A 16847-nucleotide genomic window follows, 5' to 3' on the forward strand; every position below is an offset into this window, starting at 1 on the left:
TCAGTAATCAAATGATCGTTGTTTACTATTCACGCCATCAGCCTCGGTCAATTTCGCATCGGTGATAATTCTCGGACTTCCTGTCGATGTAAAACCAACATAAAGCGTAACACCATCAACAATCCATCGTAGATCAACAGTGGTTCTCCAACTGTTGGCCGGAAATCCAACCAACGCTTCAACATCTGCCACTGTCATGCCATTTCGCAAATTGGCATACGCACTTCTGAGTGCTTGCACATCTCCCGACGAACCATCCCCCCCACCTCCGCCACAAGCCGCCAAAGCCAGCCCCATCGCCCCGCTGGCGACCAAACGCATCGCTGTGCGACGTGGCATGGCGGGAAAGCTGTTGCTCAGGTTGGATCTCATTGAATTCGCTCCTTATGAATGAATGTATGGGTGACCGAATGGGTGAAAGCGAGAATTCAGGCAGCGGTCAGAATGCTGGTGGCCTCGGAGAGTGCGGAATCGGCGAGACCTGAGACGCAACTGCCGAGCTTGGTCCACAAAGTGCAGCCTCCCGGGCAGCAGCCTTCTGCCAATGCGCCTGCGCGCTCTGATCCAGCGCATCGGCCACCCTGAATTCGCGCAAAGGCGGATGCTCCTGGTGCATCGCCACACTGTTGGCGTCCTTGCTCAACAGAAACCGGCTGACTTCGCCTTGATCCGCATGGAGGGCCGCCTCCTTGGCCGCCGCGGCGGACATGGTCTCGATCTGTTGATCATTCAAACCGCATTGCCTCAGCCGCTCGCCCAACTGATCCTCGAATCGCTGGGATGTGGTCAATTGGGTCGGTGTCGCTGGGTTCCGAGCCTGGGCCGGCAAATAACCCTCTGTGGTGATCGCTCCGGAACTGATGTCTTTCAGGTACTGATCGAGTTGCCCGATGTACCGAGCATTCACATCCATGTGGGTGTGAACCGCCCCGGTTTTCTGATTGCTCTGCGTGCCCAGCGCCTGGCCGTACGCCACGGTGTCGCCGGTTTTGAGCTGGATGGCGTCCATGTGTCGAATCTGGGCCAAAGGCTCCTGCGTCTTTGGATCCCGAATGATCACCAGGGCTTGGCGCTGATCGACCTCCACCACACCAGCGAATGGAGAAGGAACCGGCACCTGCTTGGTCGCGGCCGACACCTGTCCCAGATTTTTCACTCCCGTCGGATCGAACAGCACGAAGTCCTTGGAAACCAGGGTGTACCCATCGCGGTGCACGACCTCTTCCTTGTGGCCATCGACGGTTTCGTAGACGCGGCCCTTTTCCTTGAAGTGCTTGCTGGGATGGTGGTTGCTCAGGTCGTCGTACTCGGCCACGGGCTCGCGCGTGTTTCCCACACTTTCGTAGATTCCGTAGCGTTTTCCTGGCATGTGGCTCTCCCTTTGCTCGCGACGTTCAGACGCACTTAAAGAGGACACGGGTCGACTTCCGGACAACCCCGTTGTCTGTGAACTGGAAGGTCTGCTTCATGACTCCACGCGCGGGAAGACGCACTTCAGTTTGCGTCTCGGTGAATTCATTGGCCTCGTTCAGATGAAAGTGTTCGACAAAGTGCCAGCGGTTGACCCCGGCTTTCTCGACCTTGACGGTAGATGAATAGCTGGACTCGCCCTCGGAGACCTCGGTCCATCTGGTGGCCGAGATCACCGTGGCATTACCCAGCTTCTTCCCGTCGGCATGGCGTCGGTACAGCTTGCAGGCCGATCGGCCTTCTGCCGTCCGGTCAAACCAGACGCCGTGAAGCACGGGTGGGTATCCCGTCTCGGCAATGCTCTTTTCGGGCGCGGCCATCACGCCCCCCAATCCAAGGCAGAGTGAACCGGCAGCCAGCAACTTGCAGGCGAATCGATTTGTCATGGGCTTGCGGTACTGGGTCACGAGATCACCATCAGAAGTCGTCGCCGTGTTCGCAGTCGCTCATCCCATCGGAACCATTGGGATCACCTTTGGTGCTCAGCGGCTGGCGCCCCCCTTTGCCTTTCCACATGCCCATCTGTTTCCCGTGCACGCAGACCTCTTCAAATTTGGGAATCCATTTGGTGTTGAGATACTGGCAAGTCTGTGTCCAGGTGCCCGGTCCAGTGGGTGCCCAGCAATGGGCCGGCACACCGATCGCACAGAACGAGAACACATCCTGCTCATATGGAACCCCGTTGCTGAAATAGGCGCCGCCGGTGCTCTTGCCCTGGGCCACGCCACCGCATTTCGAGGCAAACGCAGGCCATGGCAATGAAACTGCCAGCGCAACAATTGCAAGACCGGTCTTCCAGTTGACCTTAACTGCCATTACCACTTCCTTCAGTTCGTTTCAGCCTCAGCCGTTGGCGCATGCCGCAGGTATTCGTTGCTGTTTGCCATGAGCGACTTGCGCTGGGTCCGCATGCCCTTTCGCCGAGCATGAAACTCGGGAAGCCAGGTGTCCGGCAGATCCGGCGTTGGATGCTCGGCCAGCAAGGCTGTGAGGATTTCGACGTTGTCGCTGGACCCTGACAGCACGGCCAGCTCATCGTCCATGCCGTTGAGGTTGAGCTGGCAGAGCACAGCGTTGTGCCCCTGCTTGACGAGGAAACACCGGCTGCGTTCGTCCAGACCCACAACCAGTTCAAACTCGGCACGGGTGAGCTTGAGACCTTCCAGATAGTCCTTCGGGTCGGCGTTCGGGTTGGGCAAAAGGATCAGCGTGGCGGTCTGTTCGATCAGTGCGGCCGAGATGTCGCTGTTGAGCGCGTCCTGTGGCGACTGGGTCGCAAAGATGCCCAGACCGTTCTGTTTCCGGATGGTCTTCTGCTTGTTCTTTGCGAAGTCCTTCAGGCCGCCCTTGCCTTCAAGCACCTTCCAGAACTCGTCCATCACGTAGATGAACGGCCGGCCATCAATCAGGCCTTCCATGCGGTGCAACAGGTACTGGATGATCGGCTCGCGGGTCTTCGAGTCTTCGATCACCTCGGTGTAATCGAAGCCGATGATGTTGGAGCCCGAGAAGTCGATATTGTCCTTGGGGTTGTCGAACACCCAGGCCGCCGTGCCTCCCTTGCACCAGACCGAGATGCATTCGAAGAGGCTGTTTTCACCCATGTTGGGCAGGCTCTTCTGCAGGTTGGTCATGGTCCGCAGATGCATTGGCGTGTCGAGAATCGCACGCACCGCCCTGAGCATGTCTTCCTGCTCGGAGGCCGAGTACTTCTCTTTGCCACACAGCGTCTGGATCAGCTCGACCAGAAACTGTTCGTTGTCCGGCGTGTTCTCGCACTGCAGCGGGTTGAAACCCGTGGGCTTTCCCTTCTCCAGGGTGAAGTAGCGACCGCCACAAGCGCGGATGAAGATCTCGGCGCCGCGGTCCTTATCGAAAAAGAAGATTGTTGGCTCGGGCTCGATCTTCTGCACCTGCGCCAGCAGGAAGTTGATCAGTGCGGTCTTGCCGGTACCCGACTTGCCGATCACCATGGTGTTGGCAATGGCCTTCTCGCCCAGCGAGTACTCGTGCGGCTTGGTGGCGTGGAAGTTGAAGTGGTAAGCCTGATTGTTCAGCGTCTGCAGGATGCTGACCGACGGGCCCCAGGGATTGAAGTTGGGCTTGCCGGTCGCGAAGTTGTGCAGCGGGCTCAGGCCGAGAAAGTTGAGCGAACTCAGGTTCGCGATGCGTGGACGGAAGCGCCAGTTGCAAGGTAGCTGCGCATAGAACGCCGCAGGAATCGCCACGTCCTCCTTGACCGTCACGAAGCTGGCGCCGGACAGCTGCGCACGCGCCTGTGCAATGTGGCTGTACAGCTCGTCCTGGCTGCTGGCGAAGATCGCCATATTGAAGTGGTACTGCCCCAGCACGAAGTTGCCCGAAGCCAGTTGGTCCATGGCGAAATCAAGTTCGACGATCTGGCTGACCGCCTTGTCTTCCGACGACAGCATCGCGCCCTTGGTCCGCTCCAGCGCCTTCATCGAGTCGTAGCGGCTCATGGGCGTGAAGGAGTGCGTGACGATGTACTCGAACTCCAGGTACTTTAGGCCGTTGAGAATGCCCGGCCAGGAGCTGTCTGCGTACTCCTTGATGTTCAGGATCGCGCCATAGAAGTTCTCACCGTTGGCCGTGCGGATCGCAAAGTCACCACTGCCGGTCGAGAACATGTGCTTGCTCGTCGGCAGATAGTTGTAGATCGGCGCCGGTAGCACGGGAGCCGGCTCGTCCACGTGGTTGATCAGGTAGCCAAAGAACTCCAGGTTTTCCGAGAACACCTGCTTGTGCACGCTCTCGTACAGGCCCAACCGGTAAGGTGAATAGTCCTGCAGCAGCGCTTCCACGTTGCCGACCAGTTCGTAGATCTTCTCGAGATATGCCTTTTCTTCCTTGCGCAACACCTCAATATCCCGAGAGATCGCAGCGAATTTCTTGCCGCTGACCACCGGGCGGTAAATCATGGTCAGGTACAGCTCGTTCTGCATCAGACGCTTGCCCGACAAGCGTTCGATGTATTTGTCGTGTAATTCCTGGCTGAAGCTGTGCGGATACCGCGCCTCCGCCTTGATCGGCCGGCGGCGCCGGATGTCATGCGCCCAAAAGGCAACGTTTTCGAAATCTGGTGCGCGCAGGCTCTGCAAGAGATTGTTGAACGCCTTGTGCCGATGCTCCAGTTCCCAGTCTTCACGCCCCACGAACGGAAACCCACTCAGCAGCCAGGTGATCATGTAATCACCTTCCCGAGACTTCACCACATGGGTGTCCACGTGGGTACTGAACGGGATGAAGTTACTGTAGTCAGCGTCAGGAGAGAAAAAAGACATGGCAGACGATGGCTGATAGGCAAATCAGGAATAAGGGCGCATGACTTTCCGGGGCACGGAGCCACCTCCGGCAGGACCAAACGTCCAAGCCCCGCCCCTCTCATTCACATTTCTGGGCAGGAAGCGAAAGACTAGATTTAAACCTATTAGCCGAAAAATCATTTCATCCTTCTTGGCCATTGCTCGCATCATCAGAATACTGAATGGTATTGCCAAAAGAAACCACAAAGAGAAATACATTGCCATAAGCAAGGGCGTTCCAGCACCAATTAAGAAAGGAACATATGGCACCCCCAGAATCATGGGCGGCCGGGTACATCCCCTAAATAAAACATCCTTTTGCATGCAGTCTACCAAGCGAATTTATACACGCAAGGTATCCATCGGCGTAGGTACATATTTGATTGAAGACGTCTTCGAGTGGTCAGTCCCACAATCATCTTCGCCAGTAGTCCAGCCACTCATGAACCAGCTCGCCAAGGCAGACGCACCACCAATCAAAAGTCCGCCGATAAGCAGCGGTGCCACGTCAGTTAGCCGCTTGTGGGCAAAAGCAATCTGATAGCCAGCAAAAACGACGGCAATGGTCACGATCGATATCGAGGCAGCCTTCAAAATGGCTTCAAAATTCTTGAAGAATCCAGAGACCTTTGTACATGCATCTTTAAAGGTATCTTCTCCAGCAAAAACGTCTGGGCTCGCGAATACAAGAAACCCCAAAACAAGAACTGTGACTAGCAAAGCAGCAGAACGCTCAGAGATACGAAAACTATCACGCAGAACCATTAGAACCTCCAGATCGAAATAGATTAGAAAACAAAAGATTGATCGCCAGTTGAAACAGACTTATTGCCCGAGGGTCCCTCCCCCGACGAAACAGGGACGGGTTTCGCAGGCCCGGATGCCGCCGAAGCCTCAGAACTTTGAACGATGACCCCGCCTTTCATTGCCACATTCCCGGTTCGCAAACCAAGTCGCGAAGGCAATGCCTCTATATTCCGCCGCGGCGGTAGCAAAGCTGTCTGAGGGACCATCGGAAGCGTCAAATTCGCTTCGGTGGACGTGCCCCCCGGAGCACGCAACACTTTCGTCTGGTAGGGGTCGCCATTGACCCCCACCACCTGGGTAGGAATCTGACTCAAATCCAGACCTTTGGGTTTGGTTGCTACAACCGAAGGAGGCATCACAGCTCCTAGACCTGGCGCTGGAATGGCAGGTCGGGCTTCCGCCGTATCCATGTTCGCAACCGAAGTCGCTACCAGCGTTTTTCGTACGGAGGCTGGCTCTGGGTAGGCGGCTGCAGGCCTGGTAGCCACAGCTTCGCCAGCCCCTCCTCCCAACGGAAGACCATCATCACGTCCCGGCCTACGCTGTCCGTTGCCGTACGGAATCACACGAATCGCTTCCGGTGCGGACTGCTCAGCCTGCGACTTGCGAATCGATGCAAAGATCTTCTGGACGTAGCCCTGCTCGAAGCCGGTCACAAAATTGCCCGAGTAGTAGCAGCTGAACGCTTTGCCCCAATCCTGGGCGCGGTCGTAACACTCTCTCAGGATGCGCGAGCCAGCCTTCAGGTTTGGGCAGATCTCGAAGGCTTCGGCGTAGGTATGCAGGCCGTATTTCGCCAAGTTGTAGCGGTTGACCTGGGAAATGCCGACGGAGAAGTTGTAACCCTCTTCCTTGAGCTGGCGCACAGACGCCAGCGCTTCTTCAAGGTTTCGGGGTTGGCGTGCCAGATACCCACCCACCACGCCGATGGCGAACGGGTTGCGCGATGACTCCACGTGCACGACGTGTTGCATCACCTCCTTGGGTACCGCGAGATCCGGACAGTCCAGCATGACGGCTGCGTCGGGCGTGCAAGTCACGCCACGCTGTCTCGCGTTTGCGCCTGACCTGCTGCCGCATCCTCCTGAATGTTTTTGGGCAGGCGGTCATTGTAACTTGGGTACTAGTTCGTTTCAGGCCACATCCAGGGGATACGAACTTTGTTGTGACTACATGTAACTCATCGTATGGCTATGAACATTCGCTTACCGAACGGCATACCGTCAGCGCGTCCACCGTCTCCCTCACGTCGTGAGCACGCACCACTTTGGCGCCCCTTTCAACCGCGAGCAGGGCGGCAGCCACGCTCGCAGAAACCCGATCCGCCGGCCTCTCCCGTCCCGTCACCGCCCCTAGGGACGACTTGCGGGACCAGCCCACCAACCATGGATACGGCAACCTGCCCAGCTCTGCCTGCCGTCTCAGCAGGCTGAAGTTCTGTTGCACGGTCTTGCCAAATCCGATTCCCGGATCGAGAGCGATGCGTTCTCGGGCCACTCCCATGGCTTCCAGCAGTTGGGCGCGTTCAGCGAGAAAGCCTTTGACGGGTGTCACCACGTCACCATCCATCGGCGCCACCTGCATGGTCTGCGGATCCCGATGCATGTGCATCAGGCAGACGCCACAACTTGGGTGACCAGCCACAACCTGCATCGCGTCACCTCGCCGCAGCGCCCAGATGTCGTTGACGATATCAGCACCCAGGTCCAGCACCGCCCGCATCACCTCCGGCTTATAGGTATCGACGGAGACCGGCACGTTCAGCTTCACGGCTTCTCGCACCACCGGCAGTACCCGTTCCAGCTCCAGTTCCAGCGGGACAGCCGGACTGCCCGGGCGTGTGGACTCGCCGCCGATGTCGAGGATGTCCGCTCCTTCCTCGATCACCAGCTCGCACTGGCGCAACGCGGCCGCCATGCTGTCAAACTGGCCACCGTCGGAGAAAGAGTCTGGCGTGACGTTGATGATGGCCATGACCTTTGCTTGGCTTAGGTCAATGTCGAATCGGGAAGTGGTCCAGCGCATGGTTTTGGTCGTGCAATGAAAACGGGGCCGCAGGGGCCCCGTGAAGATGAGTGAGACGTCGGTCAGGCCGCAGTCGGCGCCGTGTCGGTGTTGACCGCAGGTGTACCACCGCTACCGCCGCCACCCACCGAAGGATTGCGAGGCGTCCAGTCCTTGGGCGGACGCGGGGGCTTGCCAGCCATGATGTCGTCGATCTGGTCTGCATCGATGGTTTCCCATTCCAGCAGCGCGGTCGCCATGGCGTGCATCTTGTCGCTGTGCTCTTCGATCAGCTGCCGTGCCAGCCCATACTGCTCATCCAGTATGCGGCGCACTTCGGCGTCGACCTTCTGCATGGTCTGCTCGGAGATGTTGGTGGTTTTTGTCACCGAACGACCCAGGAACACTTCACCTTCGTTCTCGGCGTAGACCATGGTGCCCAAGGCTTCGCTCATGCCGTAACGCATCACCATGTCGCGGGCAATGTGCGTCGCGCGCTCGAAATCGTTGCTGGCACCGGTGGTCATCTGGTGCATGAACACCTCTTCCGCGATCCGCCCGCCAAACAGCATGGCGATCTGGTTGAGCATGAACTCCTTGTCCTGGCTGTAGCGGTCCTGCACCGGCAGGCTCATGGTCACACCCAGCGCACGGCCACGCGGGATGATTGTGACTTTGTGCACCGGGTCGCACTTGGGCAACAGCTTGCCGATCAGCGCATGGCCAGCCTCGTGGTAGGCGGTATTCCTGCGCTCTTCCTCTGGCATCACCATGCTCTTGCGCTCGGGGCCCATGAAGATCTTGTCCTTGGCTTTCTCGAAGTCCTGCATCTCGACCACACGTGCATTGCGACGGGCTGCCATCAGGGCTGCTTCGTTGCACAGGTTGGCCAAGTCGGCACCGCTCATGCCGGGCGTGCCACGGGCGATCACGCTGGCGTTCACATCGGTGCCCAGGGGCACCTTGCGCATGTGCACGTTCAGGATCTGCTCGCGGCCGCGGATGTCGGGCAGCGTCACATACACCTGGCGGTCGAAGCGGCCCGGACGCAGCAAGGCGGCGTCCAGGATGTCCGGGCGGTTGGTGGCGGCCACCACGATCACGCCCAGGTTGGTCTCGAAACCGTCCATCTCGACCAGCATCTGGTTGAGGGTCTGCTCGCGTTCGTCGTTGCCACCACCCAGGCCAGCACCACGCTGGCGGCCGACGGCGTCGATCTCATCGATGAAGATGATGCAGGGAGCGTTCTTCTTGGCGTTCTCGAACATGTCTCGCACGCGGGCCGCGCCCACGCCGACGAACATTTCGACAAAGTCGGAACCCGAAATGCTGAAGAACGGCACCTTGGCTTCACCGGCAATGCCCTTGGCCAGCAGTGTCTTGCCGGTACCCGGAGGGCCGACCAGCAGCAGACCGCGCGGAATGCGGCCACCCAACTTTTGAAACTTGGCGGGATCCTTGAGGAAGTCCACGACTTCCTTGACCTCTTCCTTCGCCTCGTCACAACCGGCGACGTCGGCAAAGGTCACGGTGTTGTTGTTCTCGTCGAGCATGCGGGCCTTGCTCTTGCCGAAGCTGAAGGCGCCGCCTTTGCCACCGCCCTGCATCTGGCGCATGAAATAGATCCACACACCAATCAGCAGCAGCATGGGCCCCCAGCTGACAAGCAGGGTCATGAGCAGGGAGCCCTCTTCGCGCGGCTTGACGTCGAACTTGACGTTGTTGTTGATCAGGTCGCCCACCAGACCGCGGTCGAGATAGGTCGCGGTGGTGCGGATGCGGCGGTCGTCATGTGTGACTGCGACGATCTCGGTGCCACCCGGGCCTTCCTGGATGGTGGCGGTCTTGATCTGCTGCGCTTTGACCTGATCAAGGAATTCGGAGTAACCGACATAGCCGGCACCGGCCGTGGCTCGGCCATCGAATTGCTTGAACACGGTGAAAAGCACCATGGCGATCACCATCCACACGGCGATTTTCGAGAACCACTGGTTGTTCAAGGACGGCTCCTGACTAAAACTGATACTGGCATGTTGAGGCCATTTTAGGACTTTCAAGCCACGCCAGACTTGACTTTTGGCGAGGCTATGTCGATGAAATGGTTAGTTTTTCCGGTGCAAACCTGCGAGAGGTCAGTTTTTGAGCCCCAACCCGACCAGAAAAGTCTCGGACGACTTGTCGCGCGAGGCCTTGGGTTTGAACGGTTTGACCACCTTGAAGGTCTTGCGGAACAACGCAACCATCGGGTCGTAGGCGCCACCGTGAAACAGCTTCGCGACCAGCGCTCCATCGGCCTTCATGTGCAGGCGGCTGAAATCCACCGCCAGCCCCACCAGGTCTTCAATGCGCGCGGCGTCCGCCGATCCAATGCCTGACAGGTTGGGCGCCATGTCCGACACCACCACATCCACCTTTTGCACGCCCCGCTCCAACAGCACCCGCTCTAGCTCGGCCAGTACCTCCGCCTCACGGAAGTCGCCCAGGATGAAGTGCACACCCTCCACGGGCTCCATGGCCAACAGGTCCAGCGCGATGATCTGCCCGTTGAGTTCGCCCACGGCCGCCCCCGAGGGACTCAGGCGCCGGCGCACGTACTGGCTCCATGCGCCAGGGGCCGAGCCGAGGTCAACCACCACGTGACCCGGGCGAATCAGCCCCAGCGTCTCATCGATTTCCTTGAGCTTGTAGGCGGCCCGGGCGCGGTAGCCATCCTTCTGGGCGAGCTTTACGTACGGGTCGTTGACGTGCTGGTTCAGCCACGCCTTGTTGACCTTCTTGCTCTGAGTCTTGACTTTCATGCCCATGGGGAATCCGCTGGCGGCGCGAGACCGCTGTGTAAACGATAATTGTCCCATGCCCCAGATCCAACTCACGCCCGCACAGCGCAAGGTGCACCGCGCCGAAGCGCACCACCTTGATCCCGTCGTCCTCGTTGGCGGCGATGGACTCACCGCCGCCGTCAAGAAGGAAGCCGACGCTGCCCTCAAGGCACATGGCCTCATCAAGATCCGCGTTTTCAGCGACGACCGCACCGCGCGCGAAGCCATGCTCCAGACCCTGTCTGAAGAACTGAATGCCGCGCCGATCCAGCACATCGGCAAGCTTCTGGTGCTCTGGCGCCCGATTCCGGAGAAGGTCAAGGCCGTCGACGAGGAACGCATGCCCGGTCCGCGCGATGTCAAGGTGCTCAAGTTCAGCAAGCGCGGCGGCCAGAAGCCGGAAGTCAAGGTCGTTCGTGTTCTGGGCAACCAGCGCCTGACCTCCGGCGGTCAGGTCAAACGCGCCAAGGTGCTCAAGAAGAGCGTCAAGAAGAGCGCCCGCTGATCCCATCGGAAGGCTGGCCCGCGCCGATCCATCATTGATTTTTTTGCTTCGCGCCCCTACTGAGCCTGCATGAACAGCACCGCCGCCAACCCCCTGCTCGATTTCTCCAGCCTTCCCAGATTCGACGCCATCGCGCCAGGCCAAGTGGCTCCCGCCGTCGACGCGTTGCTGCGGGAAGCGGATGCCGCTCTGGAGGCGGTCACTGTTGCCGCATTTCCCGCCGACTGGACGGCCATCTCGGCCCGCCTGGATGTGGCGACGGAGCGCCTGTCGCGCGCCTGGGGTGCCGTGAGCCACCTCAGCAGCGTGGCCGACACGCCCGAACTGCGTGCCGCCTACAACGAGGCACTGCCCCGCGTGACCGAGTTCTGGACGCGGCTGGGCTCGGACGAACGCCTGTATGCCAAGTACAAGTCCATGGACGTCAGCGCCCTGAACGCCGAGCAGGCCCAGGCGCACCGCAATGCCATGCGCGGCTTCGTTCTGGGTGGGGCCGAGCTGCAGGGAGACGCCAAGCAGCGTTTTGCCTGGTTGCAGGAGCGGCAGGCCGAACTGGCCCAGAAATTCAGCGAGAACGCCCTGGACGCCACCGACGCATTCAGCCTCTACGTGACGCCGGATGAATTGGCTGGCGTGCCGGCCGACGTGCTGCAGGCGACCTCCGCTGCCGCACAGGCCGACGGCAAGGAGGGTCACAAGCTGACCCTCAAGATGCCCTGTTACCTGCCGGTGATGCAGTTCGCCCACAGCAGTGTGCTGCGCGAGAAGCTGTACCGCGCCTACGTCACCCGCGCCAGCGACCAGGCCGAGGGCGATGCCACCCGCTTCGACAACGCGGCCATCATGACCGAGCTGCTGGCGCTGCGCCACGAAGAAGCTCAGCTGCTGGGATACCGCCATTTTGCCGACGTGTCCCTGGTGCCCAAGATGGCCCAGTCGCCGGAACAGGTCACTGCTTTTTTGCGGGACCTCGCCGTGCGTGCCCGTCCCTATGCCGAGCAGGACGTGGCGGACCTGCGCGCCTTCGCCGCCAAGGAGCTGGGCAACTTCGATCCCCAGCCCTGGGACTGGCCCTACATCGGCGAGAAGCTCAAGGAAGCGCGATACGCCTTCAGTGACCAGGAAATCAAGCCCTACTTCACCGCGCCCAAAGTGCTGGCTGGCCTGTTCCAGATCATCGAAACCCTGTTCGAAGTGTCGATCCGCCGAGACGGAGCGCCGGTCTGGCACCCATTGGTCGAGTTCTACCGCATCGAGCGACGCACATCCGCCGGCACAGAGCTGGTCGGCCAGTTCTACCTCGACCCGGCGGCGCGCAACGGCAAGCGTGGCGGCGCATGGATGGACGACGTCCGTGCGCGCTGGCTGCGTCCCGACAACGGCGCGCTGCAGACACCGGTCGCGCACCTGGTCTGCAATTTCGCGGAAGGCATCGAGGTCAACGGCGTGAAGCAGCCGCCGCTGCTGACGCACGACGACGTGATCACGCTGTTCCACGAGTTCGGCCACGGGCTGCACCACATGCTCACGCAGGTGAACGAGCGCGATGTCTCGGGCATCAGCGGCGTCGAGTGGGACGCGGTCGAGTTGCCCAGCCAGTTCATGGAGAACTTCTGCTGGGAATGGGACGTGCTCAAACACATGACCGCCCACGTGGATACCGGTGCACCGCTGCCGCGCGAACTGTTCGACAAGATGCTGGCGGCCAAGAACTTCCAGAGCGGCTTGCAGACCCTGCGCCAGGTGGAGTTCTCGCTCTTCGACATGCTGCTGCACAGCCAGGCTGGCCCCGTGGCCAGCGAAAAGGACATCCTGTCGCTGCTGGAGCAGGTGCGCGCCGAGGTGGCGGTGCTCCTGCCGCCCGCGTACAGCCGCACGGCCAACACCTTCAGCCACATTTTTGCCGGTGGTTACTCGGCCGGCTACTACAGCTACAAATGGGCCGAGGTACTGTCGGCCGACGCATATGCCGCCTTCGAGGAAGCCGCTCACGCCGGTGGTCACAACACGCTGGACGTGCGCACCGGGCGCCGCTACCGTGAGGCGATACTCGAAGCGGGCGGCAGCCGTCCCGCCATGGAATCGTTCAAGGCCTTCCGTGGCCGCGAGCCGGGCATCGACGCCCTGCTGCGCCACCAGGGCATGGCCTGAGCTCCGTCACCATCGTTGAGAAGGAAAACGCATGAAACCAGTCTCTGGTCACCGTCCGGCCAATATCAAGGCCCTGATGACCCTCGCAATGATGCTGGGAGCGGTGGTCTCCACCTTGTCCCAGGCCCAGGGCGTCTACCGCATCGTCGGACCCGATGGCAAGGTCAGCTACTCTGACCAGCCGCCGCCGGCCAACAACCAGAACAATGCAGCGGCCAAGCCGGTGGTGGGTGGTCCGTCGACCAGTGCGGCAGCGGCTGCCGGCTACATGCCCCCCGAGCTCAAGCAGGCGATGGGCCGCTATCCGGTGGTGTTTTATGCGGGCAAGGACTGCGCACCCTGCGACACCGGGCGCAACTACCTCAACGGCCGAGGCGTCCCGTACACAGAGAAAACGGTCAACACCAACGACGATGCTGCGGCCCTCAAGCGCCTGAGCGGCACAACGTCGTTGCCCATGCTCTCCATCGGCAGCCAGCAGATCAAGGGCTATTCGGAAGTCGAGTGGACCCAGTACCTGGACGCGGCCGGCTACCCGAAAAAATCGGCGTTGTCGGCGACTTACCGCCGCCCTGCTCCGTCGCCGCTAGTGGAAGCCAAGCCGGTCGACACTGCGGCGGCTGCCACCCCGTCCAGAAAGGCGCCGAAGCCTGCCGACGCAGACGCTCCGGCAGAAGTCCCGGTGACCCCGCCGGTCACGACTCCCGGCGGCATCCGCTTCTGAGGAAGGGCGGCCGCGAGGCCGCCGCCACCCTGACCTGTCTCAGAACGTCAGCGTGCGCACCCCGCCCGGGGTGCCCAGCAGGCAGACGCTGGCCTTCTGATGGGCAAACACGCCCACCGTCACCACGCCCGGCCACTGGTTGACTTCGCTTTCGAACGCGAGCGGGTCGCTGATCTTCAGCCCGGTGACGTCCAGGATGTGCTGCCCGTTGTCGGTCACCAGGGGCTGACCGTCTTTGATGCGCAGTTTGGCGGTGCCACCCAGCGCCGCAAACTGGCGCGCCAGGCGTGACGCGGCCATGGGAATCACTTCGACCGGCAGCGGAAACGCGCCGAGCACCGACACCATCTTGGATTCGTCGGCAATGCAGACGAAGCGCTTGGACATGACTGCCACGATCTTCTCGCGCGTCAGCGCTGCGCCGCCGCCCTTGACCATGTACCCCTTGGCGTCGATCTCGTCGGCACCGTCGATGTACACCGACAGTTCCGCGACCTCGGCCGGGTCCAGCACCGGAATGCCAAGTGCTTTGAGACGGGCGGTCGACGCCTCCGAGCTGGAAACGGCACCGGGAATGCGGTCCTTCATCGCGGCCAGCGCATCGATGAACTTGTTGACGGTGGAGCCGGTGCCTACGCCGACCACTTCTCCGGGCGTCACGTACTGCAGGGCGGCCTGTCCGACCAGGGCTTTGAGTTCGTCTTGGGTCATTTGAGACAATCAGGGTTTACGCGAATCTGTTGATTATCCGATGTCACTCCTGCCCTACGCGCTCGCCCGTCCGTTTCTATTCGGTCTCGACCCTGAAACCGCACACGAATTGACGCTCGACAAACTCGCCCGCTTCCAGCACTCGCCGCTGACTTGTCTGTGGAGCGAAACGCGGGTGGACGATCCGGTCACACTGGCCGGCCTGCGTTTCCCGAACCGGGTGGGACTGGCAGCCGGTCTTGACAAGAATGCGCGCTGCATCGATGGCCTGGCCGCCATGGGGTTCGGCTTTGTCGAGGTCGGCACGGTCACGCCCAAGGGGCAACCGGGCAACCCGAAGCCGCGCATGTTCCGCGTTCCTGAGCGCAACGCACTGATCAACCGGCTGGGCTTCAACAACGAAGGGCTGGACGCCTTCCTGGCGAACGTCCAGGAGGCCCGCTTTCGCAGCAAGAACGGCAACAGCCCGATGCTGCTGGGCCTGAACATCGGCAAGAACGCCGCCACCCCGATCGAACAGGCCACCGACGATTACCTGACCTGCCTGGACGGTGTGTACCCGCACGCCGACTACGTGACGGTCAATATCTCCAGCCCCAACACCAAGAACCTGCGCAGCCTGCAGAGCGACGAAGCGCTCGACGCCCTGCTGGGCGCGGTGATGGCGCGGCGCGAAGAACTGGCACAGCGCCACGGCAAACAGTCACCGGTGTTCCTGAAGATCGCACCCGACCTCGACGACGACCAGATCCAGGTCATCGCCGCCACGCTGCTGCGCCACGGCGCCGGTGCCAACGGCCAGGCGACCAACCTGCTGGGCGTGATCGCGACCAACACCACGCTCAGCCGCGATGCCGTCAAAGGCCTGCCCCACGCCGAAGAAACCGGTGGCCTGTCCGGCGCACCGGTGCTCGAAGCCAGCAACCGCGTGATCAGCCAGTTGCGCAAGGCGCTGGGAAAAAGCTTCCCGATCATTGGCGTGGGCGGCATCCTCAGCGGTGCCGACGCGGTGAGCAAGATTGCCGCGGGCGCCGACGTGGTGCAGATCTACACCGGCTTGATCTACAAGGGTTCGGCCCTCGTGCGCGAAGCTGCACAGGCGATCAAGGCGTCACGCTGATCAGCCCAGCCGAGCGACCACCTGCTCGCCAATGGCCAGGCAACTGGTGAGGCCGGGTGACTCGATGCCGAACAGGTTCACCAGGCCCGACACGCCGTGCACCGCCGGCCCATCGATGCGGAAGTCGGCCCCCGCCGCGTCCGGTCCGCTGATCTTGGGCCGTATCCCGGCATAACCTGGTTGCAAGGCGCCGTCGGGCAGCGCGGGCCAGTACTTGCGCACCTCGGCGTAAAAACCATCGCCTCGTGCGGCGTTGACCTCCAGATCGTCGGGCCGGTCGGTCCACTGCACGTCGGGGCCGAACTTGGCCTGCCCGCCCAGGTCGATGGTGAGGTGCACACCCAGGCCGGCCATGTGCTTGTCGGGCTCCGGCGCGGGATAGATCAGGTGCTGGAACGGGGAGCGACCACTGGACAGCGTGAAGTAGTTGCCCTTGGCGTACCAGGGCCGGGGAACATGGGCAGACCCTAGCCTCTCGACGCGACTCGCGAGGTCACAGGCGTGCAGACCGGCAGCGTTGACCAGCGTGGTGGCCAGCAGCTCGGTGCCGTCGGCCGTCCGGACCAGGAACCCGTCGACCGAAACACCGATGGCCTCGACCGCGCTGTGGCAAACCACCATGCCACCGGCATTCTCCAGGTCGCCCTGCAGTGCCAACATCAGCCCATGGCTGTCGACGATACCGGTCGAGGGGGACAGCAAGGCGGCTGAACACCGCAGCTGCGGCTCCAGCGCCACGGCCTCGTCCGCCATCATCAGCGCGAGGTTGCCCACACCGTTGGCACGCGCCTTGTCCGCGATGCCCTGCAGGCCGGCCACCTGCGACGGCGTGTGGGCCACGATCAGCTTGCCGCAACGCCGATGGGCGATGCCACGTTCGATGCAATATTCATACAGCAGGCCGCGCCCCCGCACGCACAGCTGCGCCTTGAGCGAACCCGTCGGGTAGTAGATGCCGGCGTGAATCACCTCGCTGTTGCGCGAACTGGTGCCCATGCCGATACCGGCTTCGCGCTCCAGCACCAGAACCTCCCGCCCTGCCAACGCCAGCGCGCGGGCGGCCGCCAGCCCGACGACACCCGCACCGATCACCACCACATCCACCTTGTCCATGACAGCCTCCTGCGCCGTCCGAGTGTCGGTCAAAAAAAAGCCCCAGGCTTTTGCCTGGGGCTTCGGCTGGGCTTTGGCCCGTGCTCACTGGTAGTAGAAG

At 61.3% G+C, this 16847-nt stretch carries 17 protein-coding genes; 4 read left to right on the forward strand and 13 right to left on the reverse strand.

Annotation, left to right across the window (positions count from 1 at the left end; translation table 11 throughout):
- From ACLIJ1_RS06935 to ACLIJ1_RS06985, 11 genes are all read right to left on the reverse strand, one after another.
- Positions 1-372, reverse strand: a complete 372-nt coding sequence (locus ACLIJ1_RS06935) for a hypothetical protein (protein WP_411364738.1) — start codon at positions 370-372, stop codon at positions 1-3.
- Positions 373-439: 67 nt separating this feature from the next.
- The gene (locus tag ACLIJ1_RS06940; RefSeq protein WP_411364739.1) at positions 440-1369 is read right to left on the reverse strand and encodes a hypothetical protein; all 930 of its coding nucleotides are present in this window, start codon (positions 1367-1369) and stop codon (positions 440-442) included.
- Between the two features lie 25 nt (positions 1370-1394).
- Positions 1395-1877 carry a hypothetical protein gene (locus ACLIJ1_RS06945; protein ID WP_411364740.1) on the reverse strand — a complete coding sequence of 161 codons (483 nt, stop codon included), beginning with the start codon at positions 1875-1877 and terminating at the stop codon, positions 1395-1397.
- A 10-nt stretch (positions 1878-1887) separates the two neighbouring features.
- The gene (locus tag ACLIJ1_RS06950) at positions 1888-2286 is read right to left on the reverse strand and encodes a hypothetical protein (protein ID WP_411364741.1); all 399 of its coding nucleotides are present in this window, start codon (positions 2284-2286) and stop codon (positions 1888-1890) included.
- Between the two features lie 11 nt (positions 2287-2297).
- Positions 2298-4772, reverse strand: coding sequence for a VirB4 family type IV secretion/conjugal transfer ATPase (locus ACLIJ1_RS06955; protein ID WP_411364742.1), 2475 nt, complete (start codon positions 4770-4772; stop codon positions 2298-2300).
- A gap of 24 nt (positions 4773-4796) precedes the next feature.
- Positions 4797-5117: a type IV secretion system protein VirB3 gene (locus ACLIJ1_RS06960; protein WP_411364743.1), complete on the reverse strand. Its 321-nt coding sequence runs from the start codon at positions 5115-5117 to the stop codon at positions 4797-4799.
- An 18-nt stretch (positions 5118-5135) separates the two neighbouring features.
- The gene (locus ACLIJ1_RS06965; RefSeq protein ID WP_411364744.1) at positions 5136-5558 is read right to left on the reverse strand and encodes a TrbC/VirB2 family protein; all 423 of its coding nucleotides are present in this window, start codon (positions 5556-5558) and stop codon (positions 5136-5138) included.
- 23 nt (positions 5559-5581) lie between these two features.
- On the reverse strand, positions 5582-6613 hold the full coding sequence (locus ACLIJ1_RS06970; RefSeq protein ID WP_411364745.1) for a lytic transglycosylase domain-containing protein: 1032 nt from the start codon (positions 6611-6613) through the stop codon (positions 5582-5584).
- A gap of 178 nt (positions 6614-6791) precedes the next feature.
- Positions 6792-7625, reverse strand: a complete 834-nt coding sequence (gene folP, locus ACLIJ1_RS06975; RefSeq protein ID WP_411364746.1) for a dihydropteroate synthase — start codon at positions 7623-7625, stop codon at positions 6792-6794.
- 62 nt (positions 7626-7687) lie between these two features.
- On the reverse strand, positions 7688-9604 hold the full coding sequence (ftsH, locus tag ACLIJ1_RS06980; protein ID WP_411364747.1) for an ATP-dependent zinc metalloprotease FtsH: 1917 nt from the start codon (positions 9602-9604) through the stop codon (positions 7688-7690).
- A gap of 132 nt (positions 9605-9736) precedes the next feature.
- A complete protein-coding gene (locus ACLIJ1_RS06985; RefSeq protein WP_411364748.1) occupies positions 9737-10402 on the reverse strand; it encodes an RlmE family RNA methyltransferase in 666 nt (221 codons plus the stop codon).
- Positions 10403-10457: 55 nt separating this feature from the next.
- Here ACLIJ1_RS06985 and ACLIJ1_RS06990 point away from each other — a divergent pair, with 55 nt between their 5' ends.
- The 3 genes from ACLIJ1_RS06990 (at position 10458) to ACLIJ1_RS07000 (ending at position 13803) form a co-directional block, all read left to right on the forward strand.
- On the forward strand, positions 10458-10928 hold the full coding sequence (locus tag ACLIJ1_RS06990; protein WP_411364749.1) for a YhbY family RNA-binding protein: 471 nt from the start codon (positions 10458-10460) through the stop codon (positions 10926-10928).
- Between the two features lie 69 nt (positions 10929-10997).
- Complete coding sequence (locus tag ACLIJ1_RS06995; protein ID WP_411364750.1) at positions 10998-13079, forward strand: M3 family metallopeptidase; 2082 nt, start codon at positions 10998-11000, stop codon at positions 13077-13079.
- 31 nt (positions 13080-13110) lie between these two features.
- Positions 13111-13803, forward strand: coding sequence for a glutaredoxin family protein (locus tag ACLIJ1_RS07000; protein ID WP_411364751.1), 693 nt, complete (start codon positions 13111-13113; stop codon positions 13801-13803).
- 39 nt (positions 13804-13842) lie between these two features.
- On the opposite strand, the gene rpiA is transcribed toward ACLIJ1_RS07000, so the two are convergent.
- A complete protein-coding gene (gene rpiA / locus ACLIJ1_RS07005) occupies positions 13843-14514 on the reverse strand; it encodes a ribose-5-phosphate isomerase RpiA (RefSeq protein ID WP_411364752.1) in 672 nt (223 codons plus the stop codon).
- 40 nt (positions 14515-14554) lie between these two features.
- On the opposite strand from rpiA, the gene ACLIJ1_RS07010 reads away from it, so the two are divergent.
- Complete coding sequence (locus tag ACLIJ1_RS07010) at positions 14555-15634, forward strand: quinone-dependent dihydroorotate dehydrogenase (protein ID WP_411364753.1); 1080 nt, start codon at positions 14555-14557, stop codon at positions 15632-15634.
- Here ACLIJ1_RS07010 and ACLIJ1_RS07015 read toward each other — a convergent pair whose 3' ends face one another.
- A complete protein-coding gene (locus ACLIJ1_RS07015; protein ID WP_411364754.1) occupies positions 15635-16747 on the reverse strand; it encodes an NAD(P)/FAD-dependent oxidoreductase in 1113 nt (370 codons plus the stop codon).
- Positions 16748-16847: the final 100 nt, after the last annotated feature.

Origin of the sequence: Hydrogenophaga sp. RWCD_12 (genome assembly GCF_046604225.1) — a bacterium.
In the GTDB taxonomy this organism is placed as follows: Bacteria; Pseudomonadota; Gammaproteobacteria; order Burkholderiales; family Burkholderiaceae_C; genus Hydrogenophaga.

What these genes read in the sequence shown, in the direction of transcription:
- ACLIJ1_RS06935 (WP_411364738.1), bottom strand. Translation starts at nt 372, where the DNA reads ATGAGATCCAACCTGAGCAACAGCTTTCCCGCCATGCCACGTCGCACA.
- ACLIJ1_RS06940 (WP_411364739.1), bottom strand. Translation starts at nt 1,369, where the DNA reads ATGCCAGGAAAACGCTACGGAATCTACGAAAGTGTGGGAAACACGCGC.
- ACLIJ1_RS06950 (WP_411364741.1), bottom strand. Translation starts at nt 2,286, where the DNA reads ATGGCAGTTAAGGTCAACTGGAAGACCGGTCTTGCAATTGTTGCGCTG.
- ACLIJ1_RS06955 (WP_411364742.1), bottom strand. Translation starts at nt 4,772, where the DNA reads ATGTCTTTTTTCTCTCCTGACGCTGACTACAGTAACTTCATCCCGTTC.
- ACLIJ1_RS06960 (WP_411364743.1), bottom strand. Translation starts at nt 5,117, where the DNA reads ATGCAAAAGGATGTTTTATTTAGGGGATGTACCCGGCCGCCCATGATT.
- ACLIJ1_RS06965 (WP_411364744.1), bottom strand. Translation starts at nt 5,558, where the DNA reads ATGGTTCTGCGTGATAGTTTTCGTATCTCTGAGCGTTCTGCTGCTTTG.
- ACLIJ1_RS06970 (WP_411364745.1), bottom strand. Translation starts at nt 6,613, where the DNA reads ATGCTGGACTGTCCGGATCTCGCGGTACCCAAGGAGGTGATGCAACAC.
- folP (WP_411364746.1), bottom strand. Translation starts at nt 7,625, where the DNA reads ATGCGCTGGACCACTTCCCGATTCGACATTGACCTAAGCCAAGCAAAG.
- ACLIJ1_RS06985 (WP_411364748.1), bottom strand. Translation starts at nt 10,402, where the DNA reads ATGAAAGTCAAGACTCAGAGCAAGAAGGTCAACAAGGCGTGGCTGAAC.
- ACLIJ1_RS06990 (WP_411364749.1), top strand. Translation starts at nt 10,458, where the DNA reads ATGCCCCAGATCCAACTCACGCCCGCACAGCGCAAGGTGCACCGCGCC.
- ACLIJ1_RS06995 (WP_411364750.1), top strand. Translation starts at nt 10,998, where the DNA reads ATGAACAGCACCGCCGCCAACCCCCTGCTCGATTTCTCCAGCCTTCCC.
- ACLIJ1_RS07000 (WP_411364751.1), top strand. Translation starts at nt 13,111, where the DNA reads ATGAAACCAGTCTCTGGTCACCGTCCGGCCAATATCAAGGCCCTGATG.
- rpiA (WP_411364752.1), bottom strand. Translation starts at nt 14,514, where the DNA reads ATGACCCAAGACGAACTCAAAGCCCTGGTCGGACAGGCCGCCCTGCAG.
- ACLIJ1_RS07010 (WP_411364753.1), top strand. Translation starts at nt 14,555, where the DNA reads ATGTCACTCCTGCCCTACGCGCTCGCCCGTCCGTTTCTATTCGGTCTC.
- ACLIJ1_RS07015 (WP_411364754.1), bottom strand. Translation starts at nt 16,747, where the DNA reads ATGGACAAGGTGGATGTGGTGGTGATCGGTGCGGGTGTCGTCGGGCTG.